Origin of the sequence: Lacticaseibacillus suibinensis, from assembly GCF_003946175.1 — a bacterium.
Taxonomy (GTDB): domain Bacteria; phylum Bacillota; class Bacilli; order Lactobacillales; family Lactobacillaceae; genus Lacticaseibacillus; species Lacticaseibacillus suibinensis.
Map to the genome: position 1 here is coordinate 29,358 of NZ_RHOK01000005.1, position 19,329 is coordinate 48,686.

16 protein-coding genes are annotated in these 19,329 nt (G+C 54.4%); all 16 read right to left on the reverse strand.

Features of this window, described 5'->3' with window-relative positions; translation table 11 throughout:
• Positions 1-132: 132 nt before the first annotated feature.
• Positions 133-2,490 carry an endonuclease MutS2 gene (locus EKM90_RS03580; protein ID WP_125579751.1) on the reverse strand — a complete coding sequence of 786 codons (2,358 nt, stop codon included), beginning with the start codon at positions 2,488-2,490 and terminating at the stop codon, positions 133-135.
• Positions 2,491-2,730: 240 nt separating this feature from the next.
• Positions 2,731-3,264, reverse strand: a complete 534-nt coding sequence (locus EKM90_RS03585; protein WP_125579753.1) for a CvpA family protein — start codon at positions 3,262-3,264, stop codon at positions 2,731-2,733.
• Complete coding sequence (zapA, locus tag EKM90_RS03590; RefSeq protein WP_125579755.1) at positions 3,257-3,502, reverse strand: cell division protein ZapA; 246 nt, start codon at positions 3,500-3,502, stop codon at positions 3,257-3,259. Before zapA ends, EKM90_RS03585 begins: the two co-directional genes overlap by 8 nt.
• A gap of 331 nt (positions 3,503-3,833) precedes the next feature.
• A complete protein-coding gene (locus EKM90_RS03595; RefSeq protein WP_125579757.1) occupies positions 3,834-4,151 on the reverse strand; it encodes a DUF1292 domain-containing protein in 318 nt (105 codons plus the stop codon).
• A 16-nt stretch (positions 4,152-4,167) separates the two neighbouring features.
• Positions 4,168-4,593, reverse strand: a complete 426-nt coding sequence (ruvX, locus tag EKM90_RS03600; RefSeq protein WP_125579759.1) for a Holliday junction resolvase RuvX — start codon at positions 4,591-4,593, stop codon at positions 4,168-4,170.
• Positions 4,593-4,853 carry an IreB family regulatory phosphoprotein gene (locus EKM90_RS03605; RefSeq protein ID WP_125579761.1) on the reverse strand — a complete coding sequence of 87 codons (261 nt, stop codon included), beginning with the start codon at positions 4,851-4,853 and terminating at the stop codon, positions 4,593-4,595. Before EKM90_RS03605 ends, ruvX begins: the two co-directional genes overlap by 1 nt.
• A gap of 229 nt (positions 4,854-5,082) precedes the next feature.
• Positions 5,083-7,722, reverse strand: a complete 2,640-nt coding sequence (gene alaS / locus EKM90_RS03610; RefSeq protein ID WP_125579763.1) for an alanine--tRNA ligase — start codon at positions 7,720-7,722, stop codon at positions 5,083-5,085.
• A 303-nt stretch (positions 7,723-8,025) separates the two neighbouring features.
• Positions 8,026-8,181: a hypothetical protein gene (locus tag EKM90_RS12750; protein WP_164507838.1), complete on the reverse strand. Its 156-nt coding sequence runs from the start codon at positions 8,179-8,181 to the stop codon at positions 8,026-8,028.
• 15 nt (positions 8,182-8,196) lie between these two features.
• A complete protein-coding gene (locus EKM90_RS03615) occupies positions 8,197-9,117 on the reverse strand; it encodes a hypothetical protein (RefSeq protein WP_125579765.1) in 921 nt (306 codons plus the stop codon).
• An 18-nt stretch (positions 9,118-9,135) separates the two neighbouring features.
• Entirely contained in the window at positions 9,136-10,476 is a 1,341-nt protein-coding gene (locus EKM90_RS03620) for a DEAD/DEAH box helicase (protein ID WP_125579767.1), read from the reverse strand.
• Positions 10,477-10,480: 4 nt separating this feature from the next.
• A complete protein-coding gene (locus EKM90_RS03625) occupies positions 10,481-11,428 on the reverse strand; it encodes a DHH family phosphoesterase (protein ID WP_125579955.1) in 948 nt (315 codons plus the stop codon).
• Complete coding sequence (locus tag EKM90_RS03630) at positions 11,425-12,750, reverse strand: DRTGG domain-containing protein (RefSeq protein ID WP_125579769.1); 1,326 nt, start codon at positions 12,748-12,750, stop codon at positions 11,425-11,427. The genes EKM90_RS03625 and EKM90_RS03630 overlap by 4 nt, the downstream gene beginning before the upstream one ends.
• A 91-nt stretch (positions 12,751-12,841) precedes the next feature.
• Positions 12,842-13,939 (reverse strand): DNA polymerase IV, encoded by a 1,098-nt coding sequence (dinB, locus tag EKM90_RS03635; protein ID WP_125579771.1) that lies wholly within the window; start codon positions 13,937-13,939, stop codon positions 12,842-12,844.
• Positions 13,940-14,129: 190 nt separating this feature from the next.
• Positions 14,130-15,608 carry a glucose-6-phosphate dehydrogenase gene (zwf, locus tag EKM90_RS03640; RefSeq protein WP_125579773.1) on the reverse strand — a complete coding sequence of 493 codons (1,479 nt, stop codon included), beginning with the start codon at positions 15,606-15,608 and terminating at the stop codon, positions 14,130-14,132.
• Positions 15,609-15,641: 33 nt separating this feature from the next.
• Positions 15,642-16,286 (reverse strand): metal-dependent transcriptional regulator, encoded by a 645-nt coding sequence (locus tag EKM90_RS03645; RefSeq protein ID WP_125579775.1) that lies wholly within the window; start codon positions 16,284-16,286, stop codon positions 15,642-15,644.
• A gap of 112 nt (positions 16,287-16,398) precedes the next feature.
• The gene (adhE, locus tag EKM90_RS03650; protein ID WP_125579777.1) at positions 16,399-19,005 is read right to left on the reverse strand and encodes a bifunctional acetaldehyde-CoA/alcohol dehydrogenase; all 2,607 of its coding nucleotides are present in this window, start codon (positions 19,003-19,005) and stop codon (positions 16,399-16,401) included.
• Between the last annotated feature and the right edge of the window lie 324 nt (positions 19,006-19,329).

Genomic DNA, 19,329 nt, shown 5'->3' on the forward strand with positions numbered 1-19,329 from the left:
ATTCCTCCTTGTTTCGGCTGCCACCAAAAGCAGTCTGGGTGGGCTTAGCCGCTGCTAAGTCCTTACTATTTGTAACTAGAATCATTATAGCACAATTCACCATGCCGGCTCAACTTAATTGCAGGCAACTCATTATTTGAATTGCACAATCGTAGCGCCTGAACCGCCGGCATTTTGCGGGGCATAGCCGAACTTTTTGACTTGGGAGTTGCGCTTGAGATACTGGGTGACCCCGTTGCGAATAGCACCAGTCCCCAATCCATGCACAATGGTTACTTGCGGATACCCGGCCAGCAGCGCCGAGTCGATGTAACTATCCAGCTGTTGCATGGCGTCGTCATAGCGCACCCCGCGCAAATCCAGCGTCGTACTTGGCCCGCTAGCGCTGCCGCCCTTCACCGCAACGACGCGGCGTTTCGGAGTTTCAGCCTTGGGCGCCGCAATTTTTTCGATGTCTGAGGTTTTTATGCGCATCCGCATGATGCCCAACTGGACATCCCAGTGGTCGTTATCGACCTGATCCAACAGATCACCGGTTTGGTCATAGCTGAGCACCTTGACGGTATCGCCAGGATGCAAGGCCTGCTTACGCTTCTCGCGCCGCAGCACCCGATTTTTCGGCGCCGACTCTGGCGTCAGGTGCTTCAGCGCCGTCTTGGCGTCAATCAGCTCATTTTCCTTCACGCTGCCGGCGCCACTTTGCTGCATGGCGCGCAGTTGCTTGATGATTTTATCGGCTTTGGTTTGCGCTTTTTCGACCAGTAAATTGGCCTGACTTTGCGCTTGCTTAAGCTGCTGATCACGCTGGGTCTCGAAGGTGTGATAGGCCTTTTCCAAATCGTCGTGCAAGGCTTGGGCAGCGTTGAGCTCCTGGCGCACGGCTTTATATTCGGTTTCGGCCGCTTTGCGCTGGCTTTCCAGATCGGCAATCATATTGTTGAGATCATGACTGTCATCGGCAATCAAGGCCTTGGCGCGATCGACAATGGCCGAATCCAGCCCGAGGCGCCGCGAAATGTCGAAGGCATTCGACCGCCCTGGCACCCCAATCAACAGACGGTAAGTCGGCTGCAGGGTCGCCGCGTCGAATTCCATCGAAGCATTGATGGTACCCGGAGTGTTGTAGCCGTATAGCTTCAGTTCCGGATAGTGAGTCGTCGCCACGACATCGGCGCCAATCGTTCCCACTTCATCCAAAATGGCAATCGCCAGCGCTGCGCCTTCCTGCGGGTCCGTCCCGGCGCCGAGCTCATCGAACAGCACCAAGGCGTGGTCATCGATATGATCGAGAATTTCCACGGTGTTGGCCATGTGACCGGAGAAGGTACTGAGACTTTGTTCGATGGATTGTTCATCCCCGATATCGGCAAACACCTCGGAGAAAATCCCAATTTGACTTTCTTCATGTGCCGGAATGAACAGCCCGGCCTGGCCCATCAACTGAATCAGCCCAAGTGTCTTCAAAGTGATGGTTTTCCCACCGGTATTCGGCCCGGTGACCACAATCGCCTGGTAGTCTTTGCCCAGGGTGATGTCATTCGGCACCACGTGATGGGGATCGAGCAACGGATGGCGCGCCTGGATCAAATCAACTTCATTTTTCGCGGACACCAGCGGTTCGGTTGCCTTGATGGCTCGCGCGTAGCGGGCCTTGGCATTGATGAAATCAAAATGGCCGAGAATCGTGGCATTGCGAGCGATTTGCTTGGTGTATGGGGCTACTTCTTCAGACAGTTCCCCTAACACCCGCGCCACTTCATTTTTCTCTTCGATTTGGGCCTCGCGCAGCCGGTTGTTCATGTCGACCACGGCCTGTGGTTCGATGAACAACGTGGCGCCTGAAGCACTTTGATCATGCACCACCCCAGGCACTTGCCCGCGGGAATCGGACCGCACTGGCAAAACAAACCGATCATCACGTAGCGTTACCAGCGGGTCGCTGAGATACTTAGCGGTATTGCCATGGATATAACTATCCATCCGCGAACGAATATTGGCTTCCAGCTGTCTGATCTGATTGCGAATCGCCTTGAGCTGTTCGCTCGCTTCGTCGGTGACATTACCTTCTTCGTCGACGGCGGTATACAGACGCCGCGTCAACTGCGGCAGCCGGGTCAGGGTCTCTTGCAGTTGATACACGCGGCGCAGATCGATTTTTTCAGTTAACCCAGTCAGGAAATCATCAACCGCGGAAACCGTGCGGAGCACCCGCGTCAGCGCCGCAAACTCATGGCCATTCAGCGTGGCGCCGATTTCCACCCGCTTCAGCGCCGGGCCGATGTCTTCAAGCTCGGGAATGGGAATCCCGCCTTGCAGCCGCAAAATGCTCGCCCCGTCCGCCGTTTCGTCTAACGCAGTTTGCACCGTCTTGGCATCAGCAGTGGGCGTCAAGGCCCGCACGCGGTTATGCCCCGCCGCCGTCACCACATACTGCAACAACGCGGTGCGGATTTGATCAAACCCCAGCGTCGTTAATATTTTTTTATTCATATCTAAATACTCCTTAATGCGACAGAAGGACCGCGACAGCTATCACGGTCCTTTTCACTTCCACTGTTCTGGCAGAGTTACGTGCCAAAAGGCCGGAGCCGAGCAGTTAGCTACGCCCACCACCGAGTCCAAAGTCCGGACTTGGTGGTGGGCTTGATCGGCCCGTAGCGCAGCGCGTACGGGCCGACATGCGCTAGAAAGGCTACCTGTCGGCTCCAAACCCGCCTTTTGTCACAGCCCCTAACCGATCCAAAGCTGCGTGATCCAACTTGTCAGGCCCACCGAATAGCGCACCATCGTTCGACCCATAAAGGAATTGGCCAACAGGTTTTGCAATCCGGCCATTGGCACCAACGCCACCAGATACAGCAGCAGGAAAATAAAGACATACCCCATCAGCAGGTTGAGCAGGCCGCCGGTGATAAAGCTCATGCGGTCAGCACGCTTGTACTTCAGGTCATGCACCCAAAGCGCGGCAAACCGCGTGATGAGCCAGCCTAACGCGAGGACACAAATAAACGCGACCCCTCGATAAAACGCCTCATCCAAGGTCAAGCCGACTTTATTCGTAAAAAAAACAAACTGGCTCTGCTGCGTGGCGGAAGGATACGGCACCCACAGCGCAATCATCCCCGCAATCGGCCGATATAACAGGCTGGCCAGACCGATGCTCAAAAGGTAGCCGCCCGTATGAAAAAGCTGGAGCCAAATGCCGCGCTCGGCGCCTTCATAAAAGAAGTACGCTAACGCCAGCAAAATTGCCAAACTAAGCATGCGGCGCCTCCGGAGCTTGCGCGGCAGCTTGGGCCGCGACTAATTCTGATAACGCATTGAATGCTAACAGCACCGCCGCTGATTCAGTCGTCATATGAGGATCTGCAGCTTGGATTGCCGTCAAGCGTTCGTTTAACAGCGCCGTGACTGTTTCAAACTGGGCCACGCTACCTGGCCCGATAATTGTGTATTCTTTATCGCCAATTACGGCCTTAAACCGTCGCTTTTGGTCTGTCACCACAAGTCCCCCTCAAAATGTTACTGCGCTCTATTTTAGCATAAGCACGCGCTACCGACCACAGGCTGCGGAGTAGAGCCGCACTTAGCCTGCTGATCAAGCCACTTCGGCGTTGCCTTCACGCAGCGCATCTACAGGCTGCGGAGGTTGGCCGCACTTAGCCGGATGGGTAGCCTAGGTCAAGGTATTGCCGTCGCACTTGGACGGCGAGGCCTTGGCCGTAGCTATCCACTCCGGCGTTGGTCAACCGCAGCGCATCTACAGGCTGCTAAGCCAACTGTGCTTGACCCCAAACAAAAAGCCCCACCATCGCTGGCAGGGCTCAGTGTGACTATTCAGCGTCGTCGTCATCGGCCAAGAAAGTGTTGAGCACTTCTTCAACCATATCCCATTCATCATCGTCTTCGATGGGGAACAAGTTGCCTTGGGAGGCATCGCCGTTGTCATCTGGGGTGAAGGAGAAGGCTTGGATATCCACTTCTTCATCATCACTCGCACTTTCTGGGTACAAAAGCACGTAACTCTTACCATAATCTTCTGAATCGAAGGTGAATAGCACCTTGTATAATTCTTCGTTACCCTTATCATCCACCAAGGTAATCAGTTGTTCGTCGTCACCTGGTTGTACGTTCTCATTCTTCTCTGCCATGAGGGCCCTCCATGTTTCAGCTGCGACTGTGCAGATCCAGGTAGTTTTGCAAAATCAGCTGGGCTGCCAGTTTATCGATCACTTGTTTTTGACGCTTGCGTGAGGCGTCGGCTTCTTCAACGAGCATCCGCGATGCTTCCACCGTGGTCAGGCGCTCGTCCGTATAGTCAACCGGTAAGCCAAATTGAGCCGCCAGCTTCTCGCCGTATTCGCGGGATTTCTCCACCCGCGGCCCTGCAGTGTTGTTCATGTTTTTGGGCAGACCGACAACGAATGCTGTCACTTCATACTGCTTGACCAATTCTGCCACTCGGTCTAGGCCAAAGTCATCTTTGTCCTCGTTGATCCGAATGATTTCAAGGCCTTGGGCGGTCCAGCCCAATGGATCGGAAATCGCGACACCCACCGTGCGTGAGCCCACGTCTAACCCCATTAACCGCACTACTTTTTCTCCTTACCGAGGTAGTTGCGAACAAGCTCCTCGATGATCACATCGCGTTCATACTTGCGAATCAAATTCCGTGAATCGTTGTACCGCGGAATATAAGCCGGATCGCCTGAAATCAGATACCCAACGATCTGATTGATCGGATTATAGCCTTTTTCTTCAAGTGACTTGTACACAGTGGCCAGCGTTTCATGAACGTTTTTGGGACTGTTTTCCGGAAAATCAAAATGAACGGTTTGGTCTAATGTGCCCATTCTTAACACCTCTATTCCTTCTAGCTATCCTCTATTTTACTTGATAGGCCGGGAAAGTACAACGGTTGGCGGTCCCGCTGGCGCGGCTGCTTCGTTAGCAACGTCAACTAACCCCAACCCGCCGCCCGCCGGTTGTACATTGCTTCACGTATTACAATTTGATGACAAGGGAATGAGACACAAACGCACACCGCCGTTAACAGCGCTGTGCGTCAGTTCAATCATTCAATTAGGCTTGGGCCAGCACCTGCTTGGCTTGGGCCAAAGCATCTGCGATCCCGGCCGGGTTCTTCCCACCAGCTTGAGCCAGGTCAGGCCGGCCGCCGCCGCCCCCACCGATGGCAGGCGCGATGGCTTTGATCAGCGCACCGGCTTTGATGCCAGCTTGGTTGGCTACTTCACTGGCCGCGACCAGCAAGGACACCTTGCCGTCATTGGCCGTGGCCAAAACCAAGACATCAGAGGCTTGCTTGGTCCGCCATTGGTCCGCCAACTGCCGCAGTTCGTTCATCCCAGCCACCTTGACGGCCTTGGCAATCAAGGTGTGGGCGCCAGCTTGCTCACTGTGATCAAAAATGCCAGCAGCCTCCTGAGCCGCCAATTTGGCTTGTAAGCCTTCCACCGTCTTTTGACTGGCTTTGAGTTCGGCCTGCAACTGCTCGACTTTGGCCGGCACATTGGCGACCTGGTCAATTTTCAGGGTGTTGGCGGCTTGCGCCAGTTCATCCTGCTGCTGGGTCAGATACTCATAGGCTTCCTGGCTGGTGACCGCTTCGATGCGACGAATGCCAGCCCCAATGCCGCTTTCCCCGGTAATCTTGAACAAACCAAGCGCCGCGGTGTTAGTGGGATGCGTGCCACCATCGAATTCGCGGTTGAAATCGCCAATCGTGACCACGCGCACGGTGTCGCCATACTTGTCGCCAAACATGGCAATGGCACCTTGCTTCTTGGCTTCTTCAATCGGCATTTCACGCCAAGTGATCGGGAGCTGCCGCCAGATTTGCTCATTGACGACCTGTTCGACCTGCCGCAACTGTTCTGGTGTCACTTGGCCGAAGTTGGTGAAGTCAAAGCGCAGGTACGTCGGCTCCACTAAGGATCCGGCCTGGTGAGTATGTTCACCCAGCACCTGCCGCAATGCTTGGTCAAGCAAGTGCGTCGCGGTGTGGTTCATGGACACTTTGCGGCGACGGTCGGTGTCGACTTGCAGCGTGTAGGTGGCGCCTTTTTTCAAGGTGTTTTCCACTTCAACGGTATGCAAGTTTTGACCATTCGGGGCGTGTTGAACATCAACCACTTTGGCGACCACCGTGCCGTTGTCATCAAGAATGGTCCCATGGTCGGCTACTTGGCCCCCCATTTCGGCGTAAAACGGCGTCTGGTCAAAAATCAGCTGCGCCGTGCCGGCTTCCACGCGGTCTTTTTCGGTATCGTCTTGCAGCAAATCCACCAAGGTTGCTTGGTCCGCCAAATCGGTCCAGCCGGTGAACTTGCTTGGCGTCTTGATGGCCATCAAGGTCTTGTCCTGGCTACCCATGGACTGGGCATCCCCACGGGCAGCGCGCGCACGCTCCCGCTGAGCCTGCATGTTTTGCTCGTAACCTTTCATGTCAACGTCAACGCCTTGGTCGCCGGCGATTTCCTTGGTCAACTCAACTGGGAAGCCAAAAGTGTCAAACAGTTTGAATGCCGTGGCACCAGGGATTCCGGTTTCACCTTTAGCCTTCAGCTCGGTAATGGTTTGACTCAGCAGCGCCATGCCGGCGTTCAGAGTTTCCTGGAAGCGATCTTCTTCGGAGTGAATGACCTTTTCGATGAAGTCCTGGTTGCGGTTGATTTCCGGATAGTAGCTGGCCATGATTTCGCCTACTACTGGCACCAACTTGTAGAGGAAGGCCCCTTGAATCCCCAACCGACTGCCGTTAACGGCGGCACGGCGAATGAGGCGCCGCAGCACGTAGCCACGGCCTTCGTTGGAAGGCAAGGCGCCGTCGCCAATGGCAAAGGTCACCGTGCGCGCATGGTCGGCAATAATCTTGAAGGCCACATCAGCTTGTTTATCCTCACCATACACATGGCCCGCGGACATTTTCTCTGTCGCTTTAATGATCGGCATGAACAAGTCGGTTTCAAAGTTCGTCTTGGTGCCTTGGATAACTGAAACCAGGCGTTCCAGGCCCATCCCGGTATCGATGTTCTTATGGGGTTGGTCGACATAGCGGCCATCTGGCAGGTGGTTGTACTGAGAGAACACGATATTCCAGATTTCTTCGTAGCGCTCGTTTTCGCCACCTGGATAGTTTTCTGGGTCATCTTCAGGCAGGTCACTGAAGCTTTGGCCGCGGTCATAGAAGATTTCCGTATCTGGGCCAGAGGGGCCTTCACCGATATCCCAGAAGTTGTCTTCCACTTCAAAGATATGTGAAGCTGGCACCCCGGTTTGTTCCCAAATCGCCTTAGCGTCTTGGTCCTTTGGGTAAACCGTCACGTACAGCTTATCCTTATCCAAGCCCAGCCACTGGTCGGACGTCAGAAATTCCCAGGCCCAAGGAATGACTTCTTTTTTGAAGTAATCGCCGACAGAGAAATTCCCCAGCATTTCAAAAAAGGTCAAATGCCGCGCCGTTTTACCGACGTTTTCGATATCGTTCGTGCGGATACTCTTTTGGGCATTGGTAATCCGTGGATTCTTCGGGACCACGGTGCCATCGAAGTACTTCTTTAATGTCGCCACCCCAGAGTTGATCCACAGCAACGTCGGATCATCAACGGGAATCAGGCTGGCGGAAGGTTCAATCGCATGGCCCTTCGACTTGAAAAAGTCGAGAAACATTTGGCGAATCTCGCCACTACTCAATTGCTTCATACTTTTGCCTCCTGTGCAAATAAAAAACACCCCTGCAGATCCAAGGACGCTCACGCGCGGTACCACCTTGGTTGCAACGATGTTGATCGTTTACCTCTTCATTTACGTGTTTGATTAATCCAATCAGGGAGCACAACCTGCGCCGCTTACCACCCTCTCATCCCCGGGCAGCTTTCTGAAAAGCCTAAGCAGGTTGCATATCCTAACGGTTGCAATTATACGAACAAGGGCCAACAGTGTCAATACAGGTCACGAAAAGTGGTCGGACTGGCAGGATGGATAGCCTAGTCAATATCCTCACGCTTACTGTTCTCGTTTTGCTCCAAACCGTTTCTTCAGCGCCGAGACCGGTGCCGCAATCAGCAGACCAATCACGAGAATTGGGCCCACGATTTCACCAATCGCGCCATCTAAAAGCAAGTTACCTGCCTTAGCGCCAACCGCTTTCACTTTTTTCATGGTCGTTTCCTCCGATTAAGTCAGCTCAATCTTAGCAATTTTACGATACCGCATCTGGCTAAAGTCACCGGCCGTGGTGCGGTAAAACGGCGATAACGGTAGCAATCCTACCCCGCTGGCGCCAGCTGCCACTGGTGCACTTTTGGCGTAGGCACCGCGCACAACTTCGGCGCCGGCCCGCACCACCGGTACGGTCAGGCCAAAACGGTTCGGCACATACTGCATGGTCGCATCTGGCAGACGATTACCCCAGCCAAACAGCGTGTTCAGGCCACCGCTCATGAGATACTCGTACTCTCTTTCATCAGGCAAGGCAAAACCAAAACCGCTGAGCCGCTTTTCCAGCTGCGCCTGATTCCAATTTTGCTTCAGTGCCACTTGATACTGATGCTCGCCAGCCAGGCGCAGCACCACATGTTCACCAGTTAAGGTCGGCGCCCAGCTTGCGGGCGTGAAAGGATCCGGTGAGCCCTGGCTGAGCAGCCCCAAGACTTCGCCTTTTACCGGCATGTAGGCAAAATGGTCACCGGCAAACACCTGCGTGGTGAGATTGATGGTCCCAATGATTTCCTCATCGCTGGCCACACTGGCGCGTGCCACCAGCATCGGCGGCATATCCACCGTTGCGCTCGGGCTCAAATGAGCCGCCGCGGCTACACCCATGGCCGCCAGCACCGGGGCCATCGCGGCTGGCGCTGGGGTTTCAATGCCCAGCGGCACGGCGCGCAGGCCGGGCACAAAACGTAGCCACTCGCCGCCAATCAGAATGTCGAAGGTGCTGAGGTGATGGCCAAAATAATCCACTCCCACTGGCACAATGGCATCAACGCTCAGCAACGGGCTGAGAAAATAGCGACTGAGCTGGGTCGCGATAAATTGGCGGCGTTCGTCAGATAACTGATTCCAGTCGCCAAGCATCAAATCGACTTTGGGCATGTTGTCACCCCCTGGGTTTTACTGCTTCTTGGCTTTGCGAGCCGCACGGGCCTCATTGCGTTTGTTGACCCGATTGTTGAACCAAGCTTCCTTCGCCGCGGCCTTTTTAATCTTCTTCTTGTAGCCAGGCATTTTCTTCTTGGCCTCTTTAGCGGCTAAGGATTTGATCTTCCCGCTGCGCGAATCGGCCTTCGGCACGCGCCGCGCGCGGCGGTTGCGATCATAGGTGTCCACGATTTCGCCGTCTTTCAGCGCTTTCGGCTGGAACTTGATGCCTAGGTGTTCGAGCTCGGCAATCTGCGCTTCTTGGCCTGGCTGGTACAAGGTCACCGCAGTGCCGGAAAGACCATTGCGGCCGGTGCGGCCCACGCGATGAATGAAGAACTCATTATCGGTTGGGAGCTCGGCATTGATGACCATCGACACCCCGTCAATATCAATGCCGCGGGCAGCCAGGTCTGTAGCCACCACATATTGATATTTCAAATCCGCCACAGCCTTCATGACGCGCCGGCGCTGGCGTGGTTCAATGCCGCCATGAATTTTGGCCACATTCAGGCCTTGGTCCGTCAAGTACTGATGAATGGCATCCACGCTGGTTTTGGTATTAGCAAAAATCAGCACCAAAAATGGCTCACCCATTGTCAGCAGTTTATAAATCGTGGCATTGCGGTCGCGACTTGGCACTGCCAGCAGCCAGTTGGCCACGGTATCGGCAATCACTGACTTTGGCTTCAGCTCGATGGTGGTGGGATTTTGCATGTACTTCTTCAAAAATGGCTGCAATTTTTGGGGAATGGTGGCAGAGAACACTGCCATTTGCAGATCCTCGCCAAACAAACTGGCGATTTGATCCACGGTGGTTAAAAAGCCCATGTCCAGCGTCATATCCGCTTCGTCAACCACGAACATCTTGGCCGGATAGGCGGCCAAAGCGCCAGCCTTGATTAAGTCCAACAGGCGCCCTGGCGTCCCAATGGCGACTTGCGGCTGCTGGTGCTGCAGCTTTTCGATTTGGCGGCTCTTGTCGGTGCCACCAACATAGCGCTGCACCCGCAGGTCCTTGGCGGCGGTCAGGGATTTGGCCACTTCATACAGTTGGTCCGCCAGTTCTCGCGACGGCGCAGTGATGACGAGCTGCACGGTATCTTTGGCCGCATCGACTCGCGACAGCAGTGGCAGCAGGAAGGCGTGCGTTTTCCCAGAGCCGGTTTGGCTTTGGCCAATCACGCTTTCCCCGCGCAGCAGCGCTGGAATCACTTGCTCCTGAATCGGCGTAGGCGTCGTGATGTGCGTGGCATCAAGGGCGTCAATTAAAAAGGGCGCCAGAGCATATTGTTTAAATTGATTTGTTGGCATGTTTCTACTTTCCGCAGTCAGCCACTAACTGGCTGAGCTCCTTTGTGATTTGCGTTATTTCGGCTTGATCCATCGCCTTCGCCCCGCTAGCCAGTGGATGACCACCGCCATGATGGGCTTTGGCTAGACCATTGATGATCGGCCCTTTGGAGCGCAGGTTAACCCGGTAAGGTTCGCCATCGGCTTGCTCCACAAACAAGGCCCAAGCAATGACTTCCCCTAACCGCCCTGGGGTGCCGACGCCGGCATGCACTTGGTCAGGCGTCAAGCCCAGCTCCAAGGTCACGGCCAGTGGAATCGTCACTGTGGCAGCGCCGGCGGGCGTAATGGTCAGATGGTTAAAGATATAGCTTTGCAACTTGGCTTGCGCGAAGGTGAGCGCCCCCATTTTGTTGTTCAAAGCGGTGGGATCAAAGTCCTCGCGAATGAGCCGCGCCGCCGCTTCGAGCGTGTGGGGGGTCGTGTTATTATACAGGAAACGACCGGTATCGCCAACAATGCCGGCATAAAGGAGCCGCGCACTTTTGGCGTTCAGATTCAAGCTCGGTGTCTGCTGAATCAGGTCAAAAATCATTTCCGACACCGAACTGGCGTCTTCATCGACCCACTGCAGATCCCCATAGGCATCATCATTGGGATGATGATCGATTTTGATCAACTTCGCCCCTTGGTCAAAGCGCTGATCCGACACCCGGGGACGATCGGCGGTATCGACGACAATCACCAGCGCGCCTTGATACAGGTCATCGGGAATGGTTTGCATCTGGCTGAGCCAATCCAAATCGCCGACAGAGCCGCCGACTTGATACACCTGCTTGCTCGGATACGCCGCGCGCAAAGTCGCCGCGAGCCCACCTTGGGAGCCCAGCGCATCCGGGTCTGGTTTCACATGGCGGTGGATAATAATCTTGTCGTACGCTTCAATGGTGGCAATAATCTGGTCTTGAATCATCGTGTTGTCCTTTCCAATAACTGACAAGTGACAAGGGCCTTGGCGACCAAGAGCCCATCGGTTAAGAGGCTGACATCGAAGGTGCCTTCATGAGAATTTACCTCCAGCGGCGCGACGTTAATATGAACGGTGGATTCGAGTTGCACCGGCCGAAATGCGTGCAGCGACAGCTGATCAATCAGCACGTTCCGGCGCCCTTTTTGGTTCAAATAATAAGTAATGCTGTAATTCACAACTTCACTCATGACGCCGAAGCTCAACGTGCCCAGCTTGTTCATCATCATGGGGGTCGTGGTCAGCGTGAAAGCCGGCCCTTCAGCTGGCGCCGGCGTGACCAGCGCCATTTGGGCGGCCACCTGATCGGCAATCGTGGTCCCTTGCGAATTGGTGCCTAGCTCCGCCAAAGCGGAATAAACACTGCTACGGGTGACGATCCCCAGCAGCTGCCATGAGTCATCCACCACGGGCAGCACTGAAATACTGCGGCCTTGCATGGTATGGCCCACGGCGGTGACGCCCAGATACGGGCGCACCGTCAGCGGGTCTTTGGCCATCACCCGTTCAAGCAGCGTCGTGCCTTTTTTACCGGCGACTTGTTTACGCGTGACCATCCCAATCAACCGGCCCGTGGGCGTGATAATCGGCAAGGCGAAATCATTGCGACCGGCCCGCAGCCGGGTAAAATCAGCCACGGTTTGATCCGCCAGCCCAGTTTGCACCCCATCGCTCAGCGGCGTGTAAATCGCCGCAATGGTCAAAATGTCTTGCTTGATGGCCTGATCCGACAGCGCCCGGTTGATCATCGTGGCCACGGTGAAGGTGTCATAGCTAGTTTGCAGCACCGGCAAGTCCATCTGGTTGGCTAGCCGAATGACGTTATCTGAGGTCATAAAGCCCCCGGTGATCAGCACTGCCGCCCCATTTTGCAAGGCCAGACGCTGGGCATCTTCGCGATTGCCGACAATCACCAAAGAATTCTTGGTGATATAGCGCAGCATTTCGTCTGGGGTCATCGCCCCAATGACGAACTTATCCAGGCGCTTGGCTAGGCCAGCCGAGCCGCCGAGGACCTTGGCGTCAATCAGCTTCAGCAAGGCGCGAAAAGTCAGGGAGTCAATATTGCTCATTGGCTTTTGCTCAATGCGAATGGTGCCGACCCGTTCAATGGTGGACACCAAGCCAGTAGTTTCGGCCTCTTTAATCGCGCGGTAAGCCGTGCCTTCGCTCACATGTTGGTGCTTGGCGACCGAGCGCACTGAGATCTTCGTGCCAACCGCTAAGCTGCCAATATAATCGAGAATCTGTTCGTGTTTCGTTGCCATCTGTTTTGCCCCTTTGTGCGCAAAGATGCCGGCTTGCGGCAAGCGGCGCACCCTTTTCAGTCTAACTGTATTATAACACAGCGTGAGCCTGTTACAGCGGCAGATCGATGTTTTCGTATTGCTGCAGATCCAAGGCGGTCATCGTGATGCCCAGCAGCCGCACTGCCTTAGGCTTGACCGGCACCTCCTGCCACAGGGCAAGGGCCGCTTGGTAAATGGCATCCCGACCATTGAAATAAGTTTCCTGGGTTTTGCGCCTGGTTTGGGTGTTGAAGTCGCTGTCACGGAGCTTGAGCACGACGGTTTTGCCATGTTTTTGCTTCTTAGCCAAGGCGGCCGCCACCAAGTCAGCCAGGTAAGCGAGCTGTTCTTCAACCGCTGCGTCCGTGGTCAGTACCGCGCGGTAGGTGCGTTCTTTGCCGATGGACTTGGCATCCCGCACTTGCACCGGCCGATTATCGACGCCGCGGGCATGGCGATACAATTCAAAGCCCATTTTGCCGAGCTTGGCAATAAGCGCCTCTTGACTAAACGCCCGCAGGCTCAAGCCATCGGTGATACCCATCGCCTGCAGCACTGGCGCGGTTTTCTTTCCCACTCCGCGGTACGCTTCAATCGGCAGCCGGTCCAAAAACAGCTGCGCCTGCTCTGGCAAAATCACGGTCCGGCCGCGGGGCTTGTTATACTCGGAGGCTTCCTTGGCCAGAAACTTGTTGTAAGACAGCCCGATGGAAGACGACAGCTGAGTCGTTTGCCGGATTTGATCTTGCAGCCACAGGGCCAGCTCAATGGTGGTATTGAAATCATGATTGGCGGTGACATCCAGATAGGCTTCATCCAGCGCAACTGGCTCGATCAAGTCTGTCACTTGGTGAAACAAAGTGTGAATCTGCTGCGACACCGCTCGATATTTGGTGAAGTCCGGGGTCTTGAACGTCAGCAGCTGCCGCGGCACCAGATGCAAGGCTTCATTGGCCGGCATGGCAGAGTGCACGCCAAATTGGCGGGCCACATAATTCGCCGTGGTCACCACCCCTTTACCGCCGGTTTGGCGCGGATCATGCGCCATCACCAAGGCCCGGCGCTTGAGTTTCGGATCATCCCGTTCCTCAATGGAGGCGTAAAACGCGTCCATGTCCACGTGAATGATTTTACGATGGGTATCGTTTTGCATCGGTATTTCGAGCATACGGTCTCCGATTCAAATGACCAAGACAAAAATCATCTTGGTCATCAGGGTCACAACTATTCCTGCAGTGTTACGCGCCACAAAGCAACGCCCAGCTTGATAAGGCGAACACCCTGTCAAACCTAAATGCGGGTTTGGCAGGGCGTCCGTCTTATCCTTTGGGCTAAAATCACTTTCTGGCGCAGCCCGCTTAATCTGCCATTCTCACTCTAGTTGGCTGCCAGTACCACTGGTGGCCGTCTTTGGCCAGCAGGTCAAAGGCCGCTTGGGGGCCCATGGTGCCTGCCGGATAGGTGTCAATACCAGTTTGTTTCTGCCAAGCGGCGGTAATGACGTCAACGTAATGCCAGGTCTGGGCCAGCTCCCGCCAGTGGTTGAAGTTGGTTTGATCGCCGGCCAAAGCCTCGCCAATCAAGCGTTCATAGGCTTCTGGCGCCGCAGCAATCGCCGCTGGATCATGCCGGAAGTCCAGCCGGTTTGGGGTCAAAATGTTGCCTTCGCCGAGCTGCTTGCCATTGAGTTCCAAGGTGTAGCCTTGCGACGGTTCAATGTAAATCGTCAAATGGGCATCCTGGCCTTCGCCAAACGGCGTCTTGCCGCCTTTGAAGGTCACGGTAACTTGCGTGGACTTGCGCGTCAGGCGCTTACCAGTGCGAATGAAAATCGGCACGCCAGCAAAAGCTGGCGCATCGGTCATAATCCGACCGGCCACAAAGGTATCCGTCAGCGAGTCGCTGGCCACACCGTCTTCTGCGCGGTAGCCTTTGATTGCTTGGCCATCGATGTCAGCGGCGGTGTATTGACCGCGGATAAAGTTAGCCGCGGCCTCTTCTTCGGTATAGCGATGCAGCTGATCGAAGGCGCGGCTTTTGACTTCATGCACGGCTTCTGAGGTCATGGCAGTCGGTTCATCCATGGTCAGATAGGCCAGCAGTTGCATCACGTGATTTTGCACCATGTCCCGTAAGGCGCCGGCGGTTTCGTAATAACCCGCGCGTTCTTCCACGCCCACGGCCTCGGCCAAGGTGATTTGAATGTCTTTGATGTAAGCCTTATTCCACACTGTCTTGAGCAAGGGATTGCCGAACCGCAGGGCCAAAATGGCCTGTGCCATTTCCTTGCCCAGATAATGGTCGATGCGGTAAATTTGCTCCTCGGCAAAGGTGCCGGTCAAGGCATCATTGAGCTCCTTGGCGCTAGGATAATCATGGCCAAAAGGCTTTTCGATGATCAACCGATTGAAGCCGGTCTTGGTCAGCAGGGCTTCCGACTTGAGGTGGGTGGCAATGGTGGCGAAGAACTGCGGCGCCATCGCCATGTAATACATTCGGTTGCCGCCAACGGCATATTGATCATCTAGCTTCTGGGCCAATTGCTTCAGCGTGACGTAATGCGATGAATCCGTCACGTCATGCGATTGATAGTAAAAATGGCTGGCGAACGCTTCGGCTTCGGCCTCGTTCTCTCCTTCGCTGCCTGCCACGGAATCGCGGACGACGCTGCGATAGTAATCATCGCTCCAAGGCCGGCGCGCGGTGCCAATCACGGCGAAATGGTCCTTCAAGACGCCTTTACGGTACAATCCGAACAATGCCGGATACAGTTTCCGGTGGGCCAGATCGCCTGACCCGCCAAACATGATAATCACTGCATTGACTTCATTACTCATAATCGCTTGTCACTACTTTCTGCTTTTCAGCGGTCACAACTCCACGAAAATATGCTCGGCGCGCACGGCATCGACAGCAAGGTCTTTGCCGGTTTCGCGCTGGCGAATCGTGATCGTCTTATCTTCTTTTGCTAACACTTCAAAATGGTCCTCGATATGCAGGCCCAGGCCGAAGACATAGTCAATCAAGCTAGCCTCATCGACAATGCGTTCGATATGCCCTTTGGCTCCGACTGGCACGGTGCTCAAGGTCACCCGGCTTTGGTCGAGGTAATGGCCGTCTTCATCAGGAATCACACCGCCGTGCGGGCAGTATTTGGGATTACCCAAGAACTTCGCCATGCGCTCCGCCATTTCGGCTGTAGTGGCATGCTCCAGCATTTCGGCTTCGGCGTGGACATTGTCGATGGGATAACCCAAGTCATTGGCCAAAAAGACTTCCCACAGCCGGTGATTGCGAACTAAACTAGCTGCCCGCCGCTGGCCACTGGCGGTGAGCTTGATCCCTTGATATGGCGTGTGGGTCACGTATTGCTGCTCCACCAGTTTGGTGATCATCTCACTGACACTAGCCGCAGACACTGACAGCCCAGCGACGATCTGCTTGTTGGAAATCAAAGCCGTATCGCCGCCGAGTTCAAATATCATTTTTAAGTAGTCTTCTTTATTCGGGGTCATAGTCATCCTTACTTTCAGTTTGTACACACACTCTCTATTATGCATGAAGTGAGCAAAAAAAACACGCCTGACTGGCGTGTTTTCCGATTAACATGACTGTTTGAAGCAGCGCTTATTTCACGCTGTCACTAGAGGCGGTGCCTTCGTATTCGTCGAGCACGATTTGCTTCATGTCGGCAATCAAAGGTTCAACTGGGTTGGTGACCGTGCAGTTGTCTTCGTAAGCCAATTCGGCCAAACGATCAACGCTTTCGTCAACGGCTTGCTTCGTGATGCCTTGTTCCTTGAGGCTCATCTTGACGCCAACGCGGTTAGCCAGGTCGATGTAGGCTTGGGCAAAGGCTTCCACCAATTCAGCAGTGGTGTTGCCCTTCAGACCCAGGTAACGAGCGATTTCAGCGTAATCTTCGTCAGCGCGGAAGTAGTTGTACTTGGACCAAACGGCGCGCTTCTTCGGGGTCTTAGCATTATAGCGAACGACGTGTGGGAAGGTGATCGCAATGCAGCGCCCGTGAGGCAGGTGGAAAGTCTGGCCAAGCTTGTGAGCGATACTGTGGTTGATGCCCAGCAGCGCGTTAGCAAAGGCCATCCCGGCAATCGTGGAGGCGTCATGCATCTTCGCCTTAGCATCGAGGTCGCCTTGGTAAGAGAGTTCCAAGTTGTCGAAGGCCAACTTCAAAGCCTGCAGCGACAGACCCTTGGTGTAAGAGCTAGCCATGGTGGAAACAAAACTTTCGGTGGCATGGCAGATGACATCCAGGCCGGTATCGGCAACAACCTTCGGCGGTACAGTTTCGATGAACTGCGGATCAACCAGCGCAACATCTGGCGTCAAAGCGTAGTCAGCCAGTGGGTACTTGATCCCCGTGTCCGAGTCGGTGATCACGGCGAATGGGGTGACTTCAGACCCAGTCCCAGAGGTCGTTGGGATGCAGACCAGCTTAGACTTAGTTGGCTTCGGGAACTTGTAAGTCCGCTTGCGGATATCCAAGAACTTCTGCTTGGCGCCGAAGAAGTCGCCATCCCCATCGTAGAACAACCAGATGCCTTTAGCCGCATCCATGACGGACCCGCCGCCGATGGCAACAATCGCGTCTGGCTTGAAGTCCTTAGCAATCGCGGTGCCTTTGTAAACCGTGTTGCTGGAAGGATCAGGTTCAACATCCAAGAAAGTTTGGATATCGACGTTGTTGGTGCGGTTCTTCAAAACATCTTCAACGATGCGCACGTAGCCAAGTTTTTCCATGCCACGGTCGCCGACGATCAGCACCCGATCAAGGCCGTCCATCTTTTCCAAGTAGCGTACTGAGTTGCGTTCGAAGTAAATCTTCGGTGGCAGCTTGACCCATTGCATGTTGTTGCGGCGTTTTGCCAAAGTTTTGATGTTAAGCAAGTCGATCGTCCCCACATTGTGTGAAATTGAGTTACCACCGTAAGAGCCGCAGCCCAGGGTCAAGGATGGGATCATTTCGTTGTACAGATCGCCGATGCCCCCGAATGTGGATGGGCTGTTGACCAGCACGCGGCAAGCTTGCATCTTGTCGGCGTAATCCAGGGCCAAATCATCATCTGCGGTGTGGATGATAGCGGTGTGGCCCAAGCCGCCGATGTCGAGCATGGTTTCCGCCATTTCAAAGGCTTCTTCATGGCCGGAAGCTTTGAACATGGCCAAAACTGGGCTCAGTTTTTCGTGAGACAGAGGAAATTTGTCGCCCACGCCTTTGAGTTCAGCAATCAGCAGTGGCGTATCCTTTGGCACATCGATGCCAGCCCAGTTGGCAATTTGCCAAGCGCTTTGGCCAACGATCCGCGGGTTAACCGCCATCTTGTCGGTGTTGATCACGGTTTCGGTGAGCTTCTTGATGTCTTTTTGCTTAACGAAGTAGGCGCCTTGCGCGGTGAATTCTTTCTTCACGTCGTCGTAAATCGCGGCGTCAACCACGGCGCCTTGTTCAGACGCGCAGACCATGCCGTTATCAAAGCTCTTGGAAAGCACGATGTCGTTAACCGCCTGCTTGATGTTAGCGGTGGCTTCGATGTAAGCTGGCGCATTCCCGGCCCCAACGCCCAGCGCTGGCTTACCTGAGGAATAAGCGGATTTGACCATGCCAGGGCCACCAGTAGCCAAAATCGTGGCGATGCCTGGGTGATGCATCAAGGCTTGGCAAGCTTCAATGCTTGGGATAGCGATGAACTGCAAGGCACCATCGGGCAGGCCAACCTTCTTGGCTTCGTCGCGGATCACTTCCAAGGCCCGGGCAGATGATTTCTGTGCGCCTGGGTGGAAGGAGAAGATGATCGGGTTCCGGGTCTTAATCGCAATTTCGGATTTGAACATGACCGTGGAAGTTGGGTTTGTGACAGGTGTTACCCCAGCAATGACCCCGATTGGTTCCGCAATCTGGACAATGTTCTTTTGCTTGTCTTCTGAAATCACACCCACCGTCTTGTCATCCTTGATGGAGTGCCAGATCTCTTCAGTGGCAAACATGTTCTTGATGGCTTTATCTTCATAAACGCCGCGGCCGGTTTCCTCAACCGCCATCTTGGCCAATTCCATATGATGATCAAGACCGGCAATCGCCATGCGGTGCACGATTTGGTCGATCTTCTCCTGGTCATAAGTCTTCAGCACTTTGAGCGCTTCCTGAGCATTGGCAACGAGTTGGTCAATATTCGCTTCAATGTCGGTTTGGGTTTCCGGTTTGTCTTTCAGCATTGATATCCCTCCACAAGATAGGCTTCAATTTTTGTTAACCATTTCACAAACAATAATATACCCGATGATTGTGAATTTGTAAACAAGTTTCGGTGAAATTTTTCACGAAAAATCTTGAAGGTGACAAAAAGACTGATATCAAGGCGTTCTCGGTTAAAAATATTTCGTTATCAAGTGAGCGTAACCGTGTTCATTTCGACCTTTAACGGCTTCTCGATTCACCCCTGCGCATGGCTTCATCCCCGCCCCTAGCGCGATGAGCGTCAAATCGTCAATTAGCCTGGTGAGCTCATGTGACCCGATGAACAATTTAATTAAGCCCAC

Bases quoted from the DNA above. Each gene is read 5' to 3' on its own strand.
- EKM90_RS03585 (WP_125579753.1), bottom strand. From the start codon at position 3,264: ATGCTTAGTTTGGCAATTTTGCTGGCGTTAGCGTACTTCTTTTATGAA.
- EKM90_RS03605 (WP_125579761.1), bottom strand. From the start codon at position 4,853: ATGGGCACATTAGACCAAACCGTTCATTTTGATTTTCCGGAAAACAGT.
- EKM90_RS03595 (WP_125579757.1), bottom strand. From the start codon at position 4,151: ATGGCAGAGAAGAATGAGAACGTACAACCAGGTGACGACGAACAACTG.
- EKM90_RS03615 (WP_125579765.1), bottom strand. From the start codon at position 9,117: ATGCCCAAAGTCGATTTGATGCTTGGCGACTGGAATCAGTTATCTGAC.
- EKM90_RS03625 (WP_125579955.1), bottom strand. From the start codon at position 11,428: ATGATTCAAGACCAGATTATTGCCACCATTGAAGCGTACGACAAGATT.
- EKM90_RS03620 (WP_125579767.1), bottom strand. From the start codon at position 10,476: ATGCCAACAAATCAATTTAAACAATATGCTCTGGCGCCCTTTTTAATT.
- EKM90_RS03580 (WP_125579751.1), bottom strand. From the start codon at position 2,490: ATGAATAAAAAAATATTAACGACGCTGGGGTTTGATCAAATCCGCACC.
- adhE (WP_125579777.1), bottom strand. From the start codon at position 19,005: ATGCTGAAAGACAAACCGGAAACCCAAACCGACATTGAAGCGAATATT.
- zwf (WP_125579773.1), bottom strand. From the start codon at position 15,608: ATGAGTAATGAAGTCAATGCAGTGATTATCATGTTTGGCGGGTCAGGC.
- EKM90_RS03645 (WP_125579775.1), bottom strand. From the start codon at position 16,286: ATGACCCCGAATAAAGAAGACTACTTAAAAATGATATTTGAACTCGGC.
- EKM90_RS03630 (WP_125579769.1), bottom strand. From the start codon at position 12,750: ATGGCAACGAAACACGAACAGATTCTCGATTATATTGGCAGCTTAGCG.
- EKM90_RS12750 (WP_164507838.1), bottom strand. From the start codon at position 8,181: ATGAAAAAAGTGAAAGCGGTTGGCGCTAAGGCAGGTAACTTGCTTTTA.
- dinB (WP_125579771.1), bottom strand. From the start codon at position 13,939: ATGCTCGAAATACCGATGCAAAACGATACCCATCGTAAAATCATTCAC.
- alaS (WP_125579763.1), bottom strand. From the start codon at position 7,722: ATGAAGCAATTGAGTAGTGGCGAGATTCGCCAAATGTTTCTCGACTTT.